This is a genomic window from Rhodococcus sp. OAS809, from assembly GCF_040546695.1.
Taxonomy (GTDB): Bacteria; Actinomycetota; Actinomycetes; order Mycobacteriales; family Mycobacteriaceae; genus Rhodococcus_F; species Rhodococcus_F qingshengii.
Genome location: NZ_JBEPOI010000002.1, coordinates 4,722,523 through 4,737,767, shown reverse-complemented (window position 1 = coordinate 4,737,767; position 15,245 = coordinate 4,722,523). Strand labels below are relative to the sequence as shown.

Sequence of the window (15,245 nt, the reverse complement as noted above, 5' to 3'; positions counted from 1 at the left end):
CGAAATTGTGCAGTACCGGACAACCGGAGAGAATGTCCCGATGCCTACCGACCTCGAACGCCGACGCGCGATCGACACCGCCGCGAGCATGTACCTCGCGGAGGAACCACTCGACATGTCACTGCTCGCCGAACGTCTCGGCGTAGGCCGCGCGACGCTGTACCGCTGGGTCGGCAACCGCGACGAACTGCTCGGAACAGTGCTGGCCGAGGCCACCGAACGGACATACCGAAAGGCGATGTCACAGGCGTCGGGGCAAGGTCCGGAGTACATTCTCGACGTCTTCGGCCGCGTTATGCGATCGGTGGAATCGTCGACAGAACTGCGCGCGCTGACCAAACGCGAACCGATGGTGTTCATCAAACTCGCGATGATGCCCGGCTCCATCGAATCGATCTCCGCCTCCATCACCGCCGAAATCTTGCAGTCCCAGGTCGACGCCGGCCAACTGACGATCACGCTCTCGCCGCAAGTGCTGGGCGAAGCCCTCGTTCGCATCTGCGACGTACACCTCTACGCCCCCCTGCTCGGCCGAGAAAAGGCCGAGATCGAGACGGCCCTCGACCTGATCGCACTGCTCCTCGGCGTCACCCGCAACTGACACGCTTCGACCGCGTGAACACTACGGCGACACACCGGCCACCCGAGTCCTCAGACGTCTGATGAGTTGTTACTCTTTCGGTACCCACCCGAGAGGCGAGCCGTGTCCGACGACCACACAGGATTCACACTTCGCAGTGGTCCGCTGGTACCGCAACTCGAACAGTTGCTGCGCGGGCGAATCATGCATGGAACGTGGGCGCCGTCCGAGCGCATACCGAGCGAGGCGGCCCTAGCCGTCGAACTCGGCGTCGGGCGTTCCTCGATTCGCGAGGCAATCCGCCTCCTCGCTCGCGACGGACTACTCGAAGTCCGACACGGCGTCGGAACCTTCGTGGCTGCCGCGTCCGAACTCGAGCACGTCGACGAATTCACCAAACTTCTTCGACGCTCGAGGATCCTCGAGGTCTTCGAAGTCCGTCGCGCACTCGAGATCGAGGCCGCCAGACTGGCCGCGGAGCGGGTACAACCCGAGGACCTCGACGGCCTGCGGCGTCGACTGACCATGCGACACAGTCATTTCGAGGGTGATGTCGAGAAGTTCGTCGACGTCGACCTCGACTTCCACACCGAAGTCGTTCGGCTGTCCGGAAACGCAGTTCTGCTCTCGCTTTTCACGTCGGTGCGTCCACTCCTTCGTGAATCCCTCGTCGAGATGATGGCCCACGAGGCCGGCGTCCCCGACACCTCACATGCCCATGATCAGTTGGTCGAGGCCCTTCAAGACGCCGACCCAGAAGCCGCGGTATCGGCAACTCGAGCAAACATCGACACCGTCCTACGACGACTGCGTGTGCTCGACGCCTAAGAGAGGTTAGTTCTCGTGCAACACCCCACCGGCACAGTTCTGTCGACCGAACACGTGGATCTCGTCCGCGACGGCCGATACTTGTTGAAAGACATCAACATTTCGATCGAACCCGGACAACACTGGGTCCTCCTCGGCGCGAACGGCGCGGGCAAGAGCACGCTTCTGAGCCTGCTCGGAGCAACCGCCCACCCGACTCGCGGTTCCGTTTACGTCCTCGGCCACAAGTTGGGCCGCGTCGACATGAGGGAACTGCGGATGGACATCGGGCACGTGAACCCTCGTCACACGATCGGAATTCCGATCACCGTCCGCAACGTCGTGATCACCGGCCTCACCAACACCACCGAGGTGATGCCGCGCTGGTCACCGACGCCGGAGCAAGAGGCTCACGCCGACGCACTGATCGATCTACTCGGAATGAGTCCGCGTTCAGACGCGCTGTGGCCCAACTTGTCCCAAGGCGAACGGGGACGAGCCCTGATCGCCCGCGCACTCATGGTCGAACCGCGCCTGCTTCTGCTCGACGAACCGGCGACCGGGCTCGATCTTGCTGCACGCGAACAACTCTTGACGGCACTGGACGACCTCCGCAATCAGAACCCGTCACTTGCCAGCATCCTCGTGACGCACCACATCGAGGAGATCCCCAGCACCACCACACATGCTCTTCTGATCAAGGACGGCGTCGTGACCGCCAGCGGCCTCGCCGAGGATGTGATCACCACCCAGAACATCAGCGAGTGCTTCTCGCATCCCATCGAGATCGAGCGTCGTGGTGGTCGGTGGAATGCTCAGTCGCGGCCACGCGAAAGAGTGTGACCGACAGTAGTTTCAGAGACGTCTGGCGCCGGGTCCCTCCCGGCCCAGTTCGTCTCCAGGGTTGAGCAGGTTGCATGTTTTCAGTGACAGACACCCGCAGCCGATACAGCCCGTCAGTTCGTCCTGCATCCGGTTGATGGCCTGCTTGCGATCCTCGAGGCGCTGATTCCACTCCGTGGAAATCTTGCGCCAGTCCTTCTTCGTCGGAGTTCGCCCCTGCGGCAACGATCCGAATACTTCGGCAACTTCGGCCAGGGGTATCCCGAATCTGACTGCCAACTGGATCAGCGACACCCGCCGGATCGAATGCCGCGGGAACTTCCTCATATTTCCTGCCGTCCGCTCCGCAGGAACCAGACCGAGTGTTTCGTAGTAGCGCACAGCCGACACGGCGACGCCGGTGCGCTCCGATACCTCGCCGATCGAGAGAAGTTCGTCACTCTTACGGATCATTCTGCCTCCCAATGGCTGCGCGACATTGACCTGAAGCGCACTTGAGATTCTACCTTCGACAACATGCACTCCCCCACCGATGCTCCCACCGGAACCTGGCGGCAGCTCCTGAGCGGTCGATACCTCGGCACCGCTACCGTCCTCGCAGGCGGCGTTGCGCTGTACGCGACCAACGTCTACCTGACGACCAGCCTGCTTCCGACTGCCATCGACGACATCGGCGGTCAGCAGTACTACGCCTGGACCGCGACGGTCTTCCTCATTGCTTCCGTCATCTCTTCGATGTTGGTCACCAACGTCCTCGCCGCCAGGGGACCGCGCGGGGCCTACCTGATCGGCCTCGCGATCTTCGCGCTCGGCACCGTTGTCTGTGCGGTCAGCCCGACGATGGAATTGCTGTTGGTCGGCCGCACGATCCAGGGTTCGGGCGGTGGCCTGCTGGCCGGTCTCGGTTACGCCGTCATCAATGCCGCGCTCCCCAGACATCTGTGGACTCGCGGGGCCGCGCTGGTTTCGGCGATGTGGGGAGTCGGCACCTTCGCCGGCCCTGCAATCGGCGGTGTCTTTGCTCAGTTCGGAGCCTGGCGATGGGCTTTCGGCGTCCTGGTCATCGCGACGATCGCAGTCGCCGCTCTCGTCCCCAGCGCGCTACCGGCACATGAACCGGGCAGCACCACCAGTAGCCCGGTGCCGGTCCTCTCGCTGGCATTGCTGACTGCGGCAGCTTTGCTGGTCAGCGTTGCCGGAATTCTGTCCAACCTCGCCGTGACCGCCGCAATGGTTCTCGCCGCTGTGCTGCTACTGATCGCTTTTGTCGCCGCTGACCGTCGCTCGCGCCACGGCGTACTACCGCCGTCGACGTTCAACTCGTCATCTCTCAAATGGGTGTACCTGACCATCGTCGTCCTCGCTGTCGCGTCGACCGTCGAGACGTTCATTCCACTCTTCGGGCAACGACTTGCCGGCCTGGCGCCTCTCGCGGCCGGATTCCTCGGGGCCGCACTCGCTCTCGGCTGGACTCTCGGCGAAATCCCGAGCGCCTCGGCAACAGCCCCTCGTATCGTGCGACGAATCGTTGTCAGCGGTCCGATCCTCGTCGCGATCGGGTTGGGCATCATGGCAGCATTTCTCACCGAACACGCCGGCGCCGGTGCGGTGGTCGCGTGGGTGATCGGACTGCTGTTCGCCGGCGTCGGAATCGGCATCGCCTGGCCTCATCTTGCAGTCGGGGCGATGACCTCGGTCACCGATCCCGGAGAAGGTGCGCGTGCCTCGGCTGCCATCAACACCGTTCAGCTGATCGCCAATGCCTTCGGTGCAGCCCTGGCCGGAGTGCTGGTCAACATCGGCGAACCGTCGACGCTTCGTTCTGCGCAATTGCTTCTCTTCACCTTCGCCGCTGTCTCGATCATCGGCATTGCCGTGGCAGCTCGCGCACTTCCGCGAACGCCCGACAAAATCGGCAGCCCCGAAATCGTTCACGACGCTCGCTAAACTGTGAGAAACCCACACGGAGGAGTTGGCCAGTGACAGAACCGGATCCGGGCACAGTGGAAACCGACTTCCCGAAGACGGGAGCTCCCGCACAGCGCGCGCTGATCGCAGCGGGTTACACCCATCTCGCGCAGCTGACGTCCGTGTCCGAGAAGGAACTCGGCGCTTTGCACGGGATGGGACCGAAGGCCTTGAGGATTCTGCGCGAAGCACTCGCCGAACGTGGTCTGAGCTTCGCCGACTGAGCTCTCACATCAGACCAAGCTCGCCCGCACCTGGTTGCCACCTTCGCGCTTCGCTTCGTACATCACCGAGTCCGCGACGCGGAAGAGTTCGGCAAAAGCAGCGTCGACGGACTCACCCGGATTCCGGGGCGCGGTGCGGACCGCCATTCCGATGCTCGCGCTCGTCGGAGGGTCATCGTTCGCTCCGTCCATCGCGGAGCGGATCTGTCCTTCCAGCCTGGAGATCACGCTGACCGGTACCCGTTCGACCACGACGAACTCGTCACCGCCCATACGAGCAGTCAAGGCGGACTGGGTTGTCCACAAACGGATGCGCAGTGCAGTTCGCATGATCGTGCTGTCTCCTACGTCATGGCCGTGAACGTCGTTGATCGTCTTGAAGCGATCGAGGTCGATCACCACTACGAGCAGTGCATCCGCTTCGGTGACCGGAGCGCCCATCAAGTCGTTCACCCGACGCGCCAATCCGCGACGGTTGAGCAGTCCGGTCAACGGGTCGATGTCGGAGGTAGTGGCATCCGAACCCAGGACCGCCAGAACAATCTGTGACACAACAGGAATCACGATGATCGTAGCCAGCACAACCGAGATCTTCGCCAGTCCCAAGCCGACGTCAGCTGCTGGCCCGAACAACAAAGTCCACCCCGAAAGCACCGTGACGGTCGAGGCGAAGACCAAGTGACCGACTTGGAGTTTCGGATTGTGGAAGAACGCGATGTAGCCGCCGATCGACGCGAAAACGACGCACGCGATGAGTCGTCCCAGCGGTTCCGAGTCGGTTGCGGCCGCCGCCGCAATCGCGACGTCGGAACCCACGACAAAGGTGTACGACCACAGCGGCGTAGGCGGAAACAGCCACCAGATCAGGGCCGCGCCGAGGCACAGCGCGATGACCGCCAGATTGACCGCTCGCCAGAACGTACCTTGCGGACCGACGTCACTGAATCGCGCCGACAGCAACACCAGCCCCATCCAGAATGCTGTTCCGCCGACCAGCGCCCGGCAGGAAGTCAAGAACCCGCGGTCCTCGAGGTACCTGCTGAAACTGTGGAACTGGTCCGGCAACTGCCACCAGCGCATGACGACGTCGACCAAACCGTTCATCGCCGATCAGCCGATGCTGCTCCGCAACTTTTGGGCGTACTTCGACGTAACGGACTCGCTGTTCCCCCGAAGCGCACTGGCATATCCGGCAGCATAGTCAGGGGCGACAAACAAACAAACAAACCATTCTGCCGGATTCGGATCGGTCGATCAACTCAAAGCGTCGTAGGCCGCCGATACGTACTGCGCCGATCTCTCGGAACCGAGCAGACCCGGCCCCATCTTGTTCATCACGTACGAGAACGTCATGCGCTTCTCGGTGTCGATGATGATCTGCGAGCCACCCCAACCTCCCCAGAAGCAGATTCGCCCCTCCGGAATGAACGGGACGGACTCGGGCGTCGGCAATCCGAATCCGACACCGAAGCGGACCGGCACGCCGAGGACGAGGTCGACCCCGTACGACTGCTCCTCGAAGATCTTGTCGATCGTTTCCTCCGACAGCAAGCGAACGTCACCGACCTTGCCACCGCACGCGATCACCGATTGGATCCTTGCGAGTGCCCTCGCATTCGAATGACCGTTGGCCGCACCGATCTCGGCGGCGCGCCACCCGTCGGTCCACGAACCTGTAGCGTCAGCCGGCGGCGCGGTGAATGTCTTCACCATGATGTTGTCCATCCCGAGTGCCGCGATGTCGATCGGCAAAGGCGGTGGCGCAATCACATTCGAGACTCGCCCGTATTCCGACTTCGGCAAGCCCAGGCGGAAATCAGCATCGAGTGGGCCGGCGATTTCCTCGTCGATGAAGCTACCGAGGGTTCGTCCGTCGATGCGCCTGACGACCTCGCCGATCAGGTGGCCGTAGTTGAGGGCGTGGTATCCGGATGCCGTACCCGGTTCCCACCACGGAGCCTGCGTCGCCAACCGGGCGGTGGCATATTCGTCGTCGCAAATGTTCTCGAGGGTGAACGGTTGATCCCACCCCGACACACCCGAGGTGTGCGACAACAGTTGCCGGACCTGAATTCGGTCCTTGCCCGCTGCTGCGAATTCCGGCCAGTACTGCGCGACCGGGGCGTCGAGATCAAGCAACCCGCGGTCGACGAGCATGAGCGCGGCCAGTGCGGTCACGGTCTTGCTGCAGGACCAGACATTGGTAACGGTGTCGCGAGACCAAGGAGCAGTGTGCTCGACGTCGACCCAACCGCCCCACATGTCGACGACGGATTCGCCGTCGATCGTCAGTGCGATCGCTGCCCCGACGTCCTCGCCGGAATCGAGATTGTGTGCCAGCGCCTCCTTCAAGCCAGAGAATCGCTGGTCACATACGCCTTCGATGTTCGCCACTGACAGCCTCCACAGGAATGATGAAACTTGACGTCAACTTCAACTATGTCGAGTATGTGTCCGATTCACCTGTGGTGTCAATCACTTCAAGTGCCAGAGTCGGCTCAGACCAACGGGATTCCCTTGGCGATGCGCCGACGCAGATCCCAGAGATAGAAGTTGTAGGGAAACATCCGCAGAATCTTCGGACTGAACCGATTGACCAGCGCGGCGACGCGCATGGATCGGTCGAAGTTACGCTGCTGACGCACTGACCACGGGAGCCGCATTTCGTCACGAAAGGCTTGGGGCAGGAACCCGGTGGTGACGAATCGGTTGAGCGGACCGACCACGGGATGCAACAACTTCGGAGTGAAGGTCGCCGACGCGATCCCGTAGAGATGCTCACGAATCGTCTCGTCGATCGCCACCTTGTCGAGGTTCTCGTTCCAGTAGACCTCGAACGCATCCCGGTCCGCCGGCCACATGTCGCGTCGCATCTGAAGGGTTGTACCGAACGTGGCGCTGCGCTGATAGAACGCATCCCGGGTTACCGGATCGAGATCCCCGTACAAGATTTTGTAGACGTCCTCGAAGCCTCGGTACAGACAGGCGGCCACCCACAACTGCAGTTCCGGATCGAACGCGTTGTATTCGACTGCACTGTTCTCATCGGAACGAACATGCTTGTGCGAGCCGTTGACTGCGCGTCGGTACAGCTTCTTTTCTTCGTCCGTCGCCAGGCTTGCGACGGCGAGATACGTCAGTGTCGTCCGGGTTCGCTTCACCGGATGCCGATCCAACCGACCCGTCTCGACCTTGCTCTCATACACGCCGTACCCCACCGCCGGACGCGCGAGCTGCATGATGACATTCGCGCCGGCTGCCAACAACCCGAGACCGGACATCGCCTTTTCGACTTCCGCATCGATGTCGATCGCTTTGGTGTCGACCGCTTCGATACCGCCGACTGCCTCGGTTTCCCCGCGCCCGCCCGTCGAATCCCTACTCACCGTCATGGCAGAACCCCTTCGAGTCGATATCTGCGAACGCATGTTCTCAGATGAGTGAAACGCCGAAATGCCGAGATGTCAAGCAATCTCTGGATGCAAAGATGGTCTTCATGAATGACCAACCGCGTTCGTACGGTGGCGTCGACGGCGCGCTCCGCGTAGCCCAACGACGGGAGGCGCTGATCGAGGCCGGTCTGGAACTCATGGGCTCCGCCGAGCCCGAGCTGACGGTCCGCGGAGTGTGCAAGAAGGCCGGTGTCGCGGCGCGGTACTTCTACGAGAGCTTCACCGATCGTGATGCTCTGATGTCAGCCGTCTACGACACCGTCATCACGGACATCGCCGTTTCAACCCAGGCTGCAGTGGACGCCGCCGAGACCGAACGCGGCAAGGCGCTCGCTGGAATCGCGAACATCGTCCGCACTATCGCGAACGATCCCCGTCGCGGACGTCTACTGTTCTCCAGCGCCCTGACGAGCCCTGTCCTGGCCGAGAAACGCCAAGCGTCGACGACGATATTCATCGGTCTCCTGGCCGCCAACGCGAAGACCTTCTACCGATTGAACGACAGCGGTCATCTGACCCTGACCGCCACGTTCCTGGTCGGCGGCCTGGCGCAGACCCTCAGTGCATGGCTCGACGGGTACATCGACGTGACGGAAGAAGAACTGGTCGCCGAATGTGCGGCGATCCTGCTCGCACCCGCCCTGCCGCCGTCTTGAGCTCCTGATTCAGTCCCAGATCCCGATGTTGTCGAGGTGAGCGAGAAGTCGAGCAGCGCCGTCGGAGAACTGCAGACTCATCTGCGCGTCCACCTGTTCTCGATCGTGCTTCTCGAACGCCGCGATCAAAGCATCGTGGCTCGATACCGCAAGCTCACCCCAGCCTGGATCCGTCGCGTAGAGACGAGCAGGGGTGTACCGAATCGCGCCGAACAGGAACCATGCCAACTTCGCACCACCCGCAGCGCGATTGATCAGGCGATGGAACTCGAATTCGCACTGCTCGATCGCAGCTGCATCCGAAGCGTCGACCGCCGCTCGCAAATCGGCATTGAGTTCCGTGAGTTCCGCGAGTTGATCAGCGGTGATGCTGTCCATCGCCCGCAACGCCAGCTTGACCGCGATCTGCCCCTGCAACCAGAAGATGTCTTCGATGTCCTGGCGACTGAGGGGCGAGACGAGATAGCCGCGATGCGGAACCAACTCGACCATCCCCTCGCCGCGTAATGCGACGAGGGCTTCTCGCACCGGCGTGACGCTGACCCCGAGGTCGGCCGCCGTTTCGTCCAGCCTGACGAACTCGCCCGGACGGACCGAGCCGGACATGATCAGGTTGCGAACGTGGTTGGCCACGTCCTCCGACAACTGTGGCCGTCTCCTCAGCTCAGATGTCGCTCTCCGAGTGCGTGCAGACGTTGCCACAACCGATCCTCACAGTCCGTACGTTTTGCCGATGATGTCTCGCTGAATCTCGTTGGTACCACCATAAATGGAGGACACAAGAGTCTTTCGCACATGGTGCTCCATGTCGAACTCAGTCGCGTAACCGTACCCACCCATCATCTGCATCCCCTCGAGCGCGACCTTCTTGGCGGTCTCGGTCAGCTTGAGCTTGGCCATCGACGCTTCCCGCGGGAACATCTTGGTCGGGTTGGCGTCGACCATTCGGGCCACGCTGTAGACCAGCAGACGGCCGCATTCGATCTCCGTGGCGAGATCCGCGATCCGGTGGCGAAGCGCCTGAAACGATCCGACCGGACGGCCGAACTGCTTACGCGTGGTGACGAATTCGAGGGTGTCGTCGAAAGCGCGCTGCGCGGTCCCGAGCATCATGGCCGCGAGGATGAGGCGTTCGATGTTGAGTCCGGCCATGAGTTGACGCCAGCCGTTGCCAACTTCGCCAACCACCGCGTCCTCGGGCAGGAATGTGTCGGTGAAGTAGAGATCGTTGACCTCCTTGCCGCCCATGGTGTCGATTCCACTGATCTTCAATCCGGAGATGTCGGCCGGGACATGGAACATCGTCAGGCCCTCATGCTTGCCTTCACCTCGGGATGTGCGAGCCACCAGAAGGATGTTCTCGGCGAAGTGCGCGTTGGAACACCACGTCTTCTGGCCGTTGATCAGCCACCCACCGTCGACCTTCTCGGCGCGGCAACTCAGATTTCCCACGTCGGAGCCCGCTTCGGGTTCGGACATCGAGATCGACTGAGACGCGCCACGGACGATCCCGCCGAGCACTGCCTCCTTCTGGGCCGGACTGCCGAACTTCTCGTATGCAGCCCCGGTGATGACGGTCGGGCCGAGTCCACCGATCGGCGCCATGCCCTTGGCGGCTTCCTCCAGGAAGATGCACAGGTCGACCGTGCTTCCGGCGGATCCGCCGTATTCCTCCGGGACAGTCAGCCCGAGCCATCCCAATTCCGCCATCTTCTCGTAGAACGCCTGGTTGTGGTTATGGGCGCCATGATCGGTCAGCAGGTCTCGCTGCTCACGGGTACCACTTTCCTTCTTGCAGAACGACGCTACCGACTTGGCGAAATCAGACTGCTCCTGCGTGAAATCCATGTACATCGAAAACTCCCGAGTGAGATGAGGCTGGAGGCTTGTCGGAGCTCGGTCCGACGCATACTGTGACTACCAGCACAGTAAATCACATCACATATATGTGATGCACCGACATGTGGAGGATCTGAAGAACATGACAGAACAGCTCGGCCGCCAGAGCACGTCCACGTCGACAGATCCGAGATCGGACGATCACACGTTCGCGAGCCTCGACCCTCGCAATGATTCCGTGGTCGCGCAGCACCCCATTGCAGACCAGCGAGAGATCGAGAAAGCGGTCGCCGCAGCACGCACGGCGTCGAAGTGGTGGGATCAACTCGGATTCCAAGGCCGCCGGAAGGTGCTCGGCAATTTCCGCGCCGCGATCGCCACTCACGCCGAATCGATGGCGGCGATCATTTCCGCCGAGACCGGAAAACCCAGCGACGACGCACTACTCGAAGTCATGCTGGCCGTCGAACATCTCGACTGGGCGGCACGCAACGCACAGAAAGTGTTGCGCCGCAGACGCGTCGGTGCAGGACTGATCAGCGCCAACCAGTCTGCATCCGTTGGCTACCGGCCGATGGGCGTCGTCGGCGTGATCGGCCCCTGGAACTATCCGCTGTACACACCGATGGGGTCGATCGGCTACGCACTGGCCGCCGGCAACGCCGTAGTCTTCAAACCGAGCGAACTCTCACCAGGCGTCGGCGTCGAATTGGCCCGGCTGTGGAACATCGCCGCACCCGGACACCCTGTCCTGCAGACCATTACCGGTGACGGAAAAACCGGTGCACTTCTGTGTTCGTCCGGCGTCGACAAGATCGCATTCACCGGTTCGACCGCTACCGCAAAGCGCGTAATGGCCGCCTGCGCGGACACCCTCACTCCCCTGGTCGCCGAATGCGGTGGCAAGGACGCCATGCTGGTGGACTCCGATGCCAACCTCGATGCGGCCGTGAGCTTCGCGGCATTCGGGGCAGTGGGCAACGGCGGACAAACCTGTGCCGGCGTCGAACGAATCTACGTCGCAGCGCCCGTGTACGACGCCTTCCTGTCCAAGCTCACCGCCGCGCTACGAGACGCCCACGCCGGCGCCACCGACAGCTCGACCTACGGACCGATGACGCTGGGAAAGCAGACTGCGATAGTCCGGGGCCAGATCGAAGACGCTCTCAGTCGCGGCGCGAAAGCTGTACTCGGCGGACTTGATTCGTTCAACGGTCCGTTCATCGATCCGATCATCCTGACGGATGTTCCGGAGGATTCCACGGCGATCACCGAGGAGACGTTCGGCCCGAGCGTCGTGGTGAACAAGGTCGCCGACATGAACGAGGGGATCGAACGCGCCAATGCGTCGAAGTACGGCTTGGGCGCCTCGGTGTTCACCAAGAGTTCGTCGAAGGGCCGAGCAATTGCCGAGAAGCTCGACTGCGGTGTCGTCACGGTCAATTCGGTTCTCGGTTTCGCCGGAATCGCCGCCCTGCCGTTCGGCGGGGTCGGCGATTCCGGATTCGGCCGTATCCACGGAGCCGATGGGCTGCGTGAGTTCAGCAGTGTGAAATCACTGGCCGTTCAGAAGTTCAGCGCTCCACTGGACCTGCTGACCATCGAGCGAAAAGCCAGGGACATGAAGATCTCACGTTGGATGCTGGCGAAACGCCACGCGAAGTCCTGAGAGATCAGGCGATCAGCCGGCGGTGACGAGCACCTGCTCGTCGCTGTCGGCTGCTTCGAGTTCACGAACCAGCGGAAGCACCTTGGCCCCGAAGTATTCGATCTCCTCCTGGAAATGCAGGAATCCGCCGAGAATCAGATCGACACCGCGACGGCGATATTCGACGATCCGATGCGCGATTTGTTCCGGCGTGCCGATCAGTTGTGAGCGGAAACCGTCGTTGTACTGAACCAAGTCCTCGAACGTCGAATCCGCCCACATCCCGTCCTTGGACGCGGTCGATGCGCCGGCCTGTTGGACTGCATTCTTGAATCCCTCGACCGCAGGGCGGTTGGCCTTGGCGATGATCTCGCGCAGTGTGTCCTTTGCTTCCGCCTCGGTGTCGCGGGCGATGATGAATCCGTTGAGCCCGAACTTGACCTCCCGATCGTTCTCACGAGCAACACGGCGAACGTCGACCAACTGTTCGGTGACGCCGTCGTAGTCCTTGCCGTTACTGAAGTACCAATCCGAATACCGGCCCGCGTTCTCACGGGCTGCCGCCGAGTTACCACCTTGGAACAGTTCGGGATTGGGGCGCTCCGGAGTGTTGAGAGGCTTCGGCTTCAACGTGAAGTCGTGGATGCGGTAGAAGTCGCCGCGGAAATCGACGTCGTCCTCCGTCCAGATCTTCCGAAGAACCTGAAGGAACTCGGCGCTACGCCGATAACGCTCGTCGTGCTCGAGCCACGGCTCGCCTAGATGTGTGAACTCGTCCTTGAACCAACCACTGACGACGTTGACGGCAAAACGACCGTTCGACAAGTGATCGGCGGTAGCGCCCAGTTTCGCCAACACGGCCGGCTGCCAGAGTCCCGGATGCACCGCGGCGATCACCTTGAGCTTCTCGGTGGCCAGGAGAAGCGCAAGGCTGAAGCTCGTGGATTCGTGCTGGAATTCGGCCCCGTAACTCGCCTCGTAACGTACCTGGCTCAGGGCGTACTCGAAGCCGTTGTTCTCGGCGGTCTGCGCCAGCTTCTTGTTGTACTCGTAGTCCCAGCTGGTCCGCTGCTCGATGTCGGAGGTGACCAGACCACCACTGACATTGGGCACCCAGTAGGCGAACTTGATCTCGTCGGCGATACGTTCAGTAGACATGAAACCCAGCAAACATGCAGTTCCCAGTGGTTTCCAGGGTAGCGATCACACAGGTTGTAAGTGTTGGGTGGGTGCTGCGACTGTGAAACGGTGGCAGCATGACTGCTGTGGACATTCAGGAGATCGCGCACCGCATCACCAGCGAGGACGAGGCGCTCTCGGTGGCGTCACAGCTGTCCGACGAGTTCGCGGCAGGTGCCGGAGTCCGCGATGCGCAGCGCCTCCTTCCCCACGACGAGGTTCGCACCCTGGCGCGGTCCGGCTTGCTCGGACTCTCGGTGCCGAAGGAGTTCGGTGGCATCGACGCAAGCACCGAGACGTTGGCCGAGGTCTTCCGCCTACTCGCCGAGGGCGATCCCAGCATCGCGCAGATTCCGCACAGCCACTTCACTTTCCTGGAAGCGCTCCGGTACCAGGGGTCTAACGAGCAGAAGCAGTTCTTCTACGCCGAAGCATTGTCGGGCAAGCAGTTCGCCAACGCCCAGAGCGAGCGCGGCAACCAGACCATCGACATCGACGGCACCACTCTCACCCCCGACGGGGAAGACTTTGTGCTCGAAGGTCGAAAATTCTATTGCACCGGAGCGCTCTTCGCAGATTGGATCGTGGTGCGTGCCGCCAATGCGGATCAATTCACCGAGACTGGCGCACAGGTGAAATCCGCGGTCTACCTACCCCGGAATACTCCCGGACTGTCGATCGTCGACGACTGGGACGGCATGGGACAGAAGACAACTGCAAGCGGAACCGTGACCCTGGAATCCGTTTCGGTGCCGCGGTTCAATGTCGTGCCCTTCACGTCGCTCTTCACTCACCCGACCACCTACGGAGCACAGGCCCAGATCCTGCACGCCGCGATCGACACCGGCATCGCGTCGGCTGCACTGCGTGAATCCGTGAAACTCGCGGCAAAGGCGCGTCCCTTCTTCGAAGCGAAAGTCGATACAGCGGTGGAGGATCCACTGCTCGTTCAACTCGCCGGCGAAGCGGCAATCGAGGTTCGCGCTGCCAGATCCCTCTTGGCGGAAGCAGCGCGATCGATCGACGTGGCGCGTCGTGATCCCACCGAGGACTCCACGGCCCGAGCATCCATCGACGCTGCAACTGCCAAAGTGGTCGGCGCCAGGGCGTCATTGGCGGCCACGAGCACTTTGTTCGAGATCGGTGGCACCAGAAGCGCGGGCGAATCGGCGAACCTCTCCCGATTCTGGCGTGACGCGCGCACGCACACCCTGCACGATCCGACGAGGTGGAAGGTCCAGCACATCGGCCGGTGGACACTGTCCGGGACAATCCCACCGCGGCACGGACTGCTGTGAACACACTCAGTCGGAGTTCATATATCCGCTGATCAAGACTTCCAGTCCTTCCAAGTAGCTCTCAGTCGTCGTCCCTCCAGGCCAGTCCTCGAGCACCTCACTGAGCACCGGCAGTTTCTCGGGCCCGATTTCTCGGATCTTGACCGCGAGAGGTGACACGCTGCCTTCCGGTCGCGTAGTGGTGTCGTAGATGTTGAGCAATGCGCCGAGTGTGTAGTTCCACAGCGCTCGATAGATCAACAGTGCGCGACGAGGTGACATACCGAGTTCGACACACGCGGCCATCGCCCGATCGACCAAGACCACAGCGCCGCTCCCACCACGGCCACCGCGCTGAAGCAACTCGATGATCCAGCGCTCCGACGCCAGCTTTTCGAAGATCGCGGTGAAGATCGTGCGAAGCCGTTCGACCTGATCCTGCGGCAGGACCAGCGCGCCGAGATCTTGTGAGTACACATCGAGCACCGCGCTGATCAGCTGTTCCTTGTCGCCCACGTGCCGGTACAGCGCCATCGGCGTGGTGCCGAGCGACTTCGCCAACGCTCGCATGCTCAACGCGTCGGCGCCGCCGGTCTGTAGCTGCCGTTTCGCCTCGTCGACTATCTGCTCCGACGTGATCGTCGGGGGACGTCCGAGCCGCGGTGATCTCGGTTCCATCTTTTCGGCCATCCGTCGATTGTGCGCGCCCCTGCTACGACGCTCTCGCCCGGGGAACCCCTTGCATCTCAGTCGCCAGCAAGGTAAACCTAAC

At 61.9% G+C, this 15,245-nt stretch carries 16 protein-coding genes; 8 read left to right on the top strand and 8 right to left on the bottom strand.

Going from position 1 to position 15,245, the window contains the following annotated elements:
• The first annotated feature begins 40 nt into the window (after positions 1-40).
• The 3 genes from ABIE52_RS25000 (at position 41) to ABIE52_RS24990 (ending at position 2,230) form a co-directional block, all read left to right on the top strand.
• Positions 41-601, top strand: a complete 561-nt coding sequence (locus ABIE52_RS25000; RefSeq protein ID WP_003943195.1) for a TetR/AcrR family transcriptional regulator — start codon at positions 41-43, stop codon at positions 599-601.
• A 102-nt stretch (positions 602-703) separates the two neighbouring features.
• Positions 704-1,408: a FadR/GntR family transcriptional regulator gene (locus ABIE52_RS24995; RefSeq protein ID WP_192712775.1), complete on the top strand. Its 705-nt coding sequence runs from the start codon at positions 704-706 to the stop codon at positions 1,406-1,408.
• A 15-nt stretch (positions 1,409-1,423) separates the two neighbouring features.
• The gene (locus ABIE52_RS24990) at positions 1,424-2,230 is read left to right on the top strand and encodes an ABC transporter ATP-binding protein (protein ID WP_003943111.1); all 807 of its coding nucleotides are present in this window, start codon (positions 1,424-1,426) and stop codon (positions 2,228-2,230) included.
• 12 nt (positions 2,231-2,242) lie between these two features.
• Here the strand turns inward: ABIE52_RS24990 and soxR are convergent, their stop codons facing one another.
• A complete protein-coding gene (gene soxR / locus ABIE52_RS24985; protein WP_003943238.1) occupies positions 2,243-2,683 on the bottom strand; it encodes a redox-sensitive transcriptional activator SoxR in 441 nt (146 codons plus the stop codon).
• A gap of 63 nt (positions 2,684-2,746) precedes the next feature.
• Between soxR and ABIE52_RS24980 the strand changes: the two genes are divergently transcribed.
• Together ABIE52_RS24980 and ABIE52_RS24975 are read left to right on the top strand one after the other, a co-directional pair.
• Positions 2,747-4,177 carry an MFS transporter gene (locus ABIE52_RS24980; RefSeq protein WP_099697140.1) on the top strand — a complete coding sequence of 477 codons (1,431 nt, stop codon included), beginning with the start codon at positions 2,747-2,749 and terminating at the stop codon, positions 4,175-4,177.
• A 32-nt stretch (positions 4,178-4,209) separates the two neighbouring features.
• Entirely contained in the window at positions 4,210-4,422 is a 213-nt protein-coding gene (locus ABIE52_RS24975; RefSeq protein WP_007730800.1) for a helix-hairpin-helix domain-containing protein, read from the top strand.
• Between the two features lie 9 nt (positions 4,423-4,431).
• On the opposite strand, the gene ABIE52_RS24970 is transcribed toward ABIE52_RS24975, so the two are convergent.
• From ABIE52_RS24970 to ABIE52_RS24960, 3 genes are all read right to left on the bottom strand, one after another.
• Positions 4,432-5,526, bottom strand: a complete 1,095-nt coding sequence (locus tag ABIE52_RS24970) for a GGDEF domain-containing protein (protein WP_116057760.1) — start codon at positions 5,524-5,526, stop codon at positions 4,432-4,434.
• Positions 5,527-5,676: 150 nt separating this feature from the next.
• Complete coding sequence (locus ABIE52_RS24965; RefSeq protein WP_192712774.1) at positions 5,677-6,816, bottom strand: serine hydrolase domain-containing protein; 1,140 nt, start codon at positions 6,814-6,816, stop codon at positions 5,677-5,679.
• Between the two features lie 104 nt (positions 6,817-6,920).
• The gene (locus tag ABIE52_RS24960) at positions 6,921-7,814 is read right to left on the bottom strand and encodes an oxygenase MpaB family protein (protein ID WP_003943120.1); all 894 of its coding nucleotides are present in this window, start codon (positions 7,812-7,814) and stop codon (positions 6,921-6,923) included.
• 95 nt (positions 7,815-7,909) lie between these two features.
• Between ABIE52_RS24960 and ABIE52_RS24955 the strand changes: the two genes are divergently transcribed.
• Positions 7,910-8,530, top strand: coding sequence for a TetR/AcrR family transcriptional regulator (locus ABIE52_RS24955; protein ID WP_007730794.1), 621 nt, complete (start codon positions 7,910-7,912; stop codon positions 8,528-8,530).
• A gap of 9 nt (positions 8,531-8,539) precedes the next feature.
• Here ABIE52_RS24955 and ABIE52_RS24950 read toward each other — a convergent pair whose 3' ends face one another.
• A complete protein-coding gene (locus ABIE52_RS24950; RefSeq protein WP_003942905.1) occupies positions 8,540-9,232 on the bottom strand; it encodes a GntR family transcriptional regulator in 693 nt (230 codons plus the stop codon).
• Positions 9,233-9,241: 9 nt separating this feature from the next.
• The gene (locus ABIE52_RS24945; RefSeq protein ID WP_007730792.1) at positions 9,242-10,384 is read right to left on the bottom strand and encodes an acyl-CoA dehydrogenase family protein; all 1,143 of its coding nucleotides are present in this window, start codon (positions 10,382-10,384) and stop codon (positions 9,242-9,244) included.
• A 127-nt stretch (positions 10,385-10,511) separates the two neighbouring features.
• On the opposite strand from ABIE52_RS24945, the gene ABIE52_RS24940 reads away from it, so the two are divergent.
• Positions 10,512-12,038, top strand: a complete 1,527-nt coding sequence (locus ABIE52_RS24940; RefSeq protein WP_192712773.1) for an aldehyde dehydrogenase family protein — start codon at positions 10,512-10,514, stop codon at positions 12,036-12,038.
• A gap of 12 nt (positions 12,039-12,050) precedes the next feature.
• On the opposite strand, the gene sfnG is transcribed toward ABIE52_RS24940, so the two are convergent.
• Positions 12,051-13,175 (bottom strand): dimethylsulfone monooxygenase SfnG, encoded by a 1,125-nt coding sequence (sfnG, locus tag ABIE52_RS24935; RefSeq protein WP_007730790.1) that lies wholly within the window; start codon positions 13,173-13,175, stop codon positions 12,051-12,053.
• A gap of 98 nt (positions 13,176-13,273) precedes the next feature.
• Here sfnG and ABIE52_RS24930 point away from each other — a divergent pair, with 98 nt between their 5' ends.
• Positions 13,274-14,494, top strand: coding sequence for an SfnB family sulfur acquisition oxidoreductase (locus tag ABIE52_RS24930; protein ID WP_192712772.1), 1,221 nt, complete (start codon positions 13,274-13,276; stop codon positions 14,492-14,494).
• 6 nt (positions 14,495-14,500) lie between these two features.
• On the opposite strand, the gene ABIE52_RS24925 is transcribed toward ABIE52_RS24930, so the two are convergent.
• Entirely contained in the window at positions 14,501-15,163 is a 663-nt protein-coding gene (locus tag ABIE52_RS24925; RefSeq protein WP_007730788.1) for a TetR/AcrR family transcriptional regulator, read from the bottom strand.
• Positions 15,164-15,245 lie beyond the last annotated feature (82 nt).

What these genes read in the sequence shown, in the direction of transcription:
- ABIE52_RS24955 (WP_007730794.1), top strand. Translation starts at nt 7,910, where the DNA reads ATGGTCTTCATGAATGACCAACCGCGTTCGTACGGTGGCGTCGACGGC.
- ABIE52_RS25000 (WP_003943195.1), top strand. Translation starts at nt 41, where the DNA reads ATGCCTACCGACCTCGAACGCCGACGCGCGATCGACACCGCCGCGAGC.
- sfnG (WP_007730790.1), bottom strand. Translation starts at nt 13,175, where the DNA reads ATGTCTACTGAACGTATCGCCGACGAGATCAAGTTCGCCTACTGGGTG.
- ABIE52_RS24980 (WP_099697140.1), top strand. Translation starts at nt 2,747, where the DNA reads ATGCACTCCCCCACCGATGCTCCCACCGGAACCTGGCGGCAGCTCCTG.
- soxR (WP_003943238.1), bottom strand. Translation starts at nt 2,683, where the DNA reads ATGATCCGTAAGAGTGACGAACTTCTCTCGATCGGCGAGGTATCGGAG.
- ABIE52_RS24960 (WP_003943120.1), bottom strand. Translation starts at nt 7,814, where the DNA reads ATGACGGTGAGTAGGGATTCGACGGGCGGGCGCGGGGAAACCGAGGCA.
- ABIE52_RS24970 (WP_116057760.1), bottom strand. Translation starts at nt 5,526, where the DNA reads ATGAACGGTTTGGTCGACGTCGTCATGCGCTGGTGGCAGTTGCCGGAC.
- ABIE52_RS24925 (WP_007730788.1), bottom strand. Translation starts at nt 15,163, where the DNA reads ATGGCCGAAAAGATGGAACCGAGATCACCGCGGCTCGGACGTCCCCCG.
- ABIE52_RS24940 (WP_192712773.1), top strand. Translation starts at nt 10,512, where the DNA reads ATGACAGAACAGCTCGGCCGCCAGAGCACGTCCACGTCGACAGATCCG.
- ABIE52_RS24945 (WP_007730792.1), bottom strand. Translation starts at nt 10,384, where the DNA reads ATGTACATGGATTTCACGCAGGAGCAGTCTGATTTCGCCAAGTCGGTA.
- ABIE52_RS24930 (WP_192712772.1), top strand. Translation starts at nt 13,274, where the DNA reads ATGACTGCTGTGGACATTCAGGAGATCGCGCACCGCATCACCAGCGAG.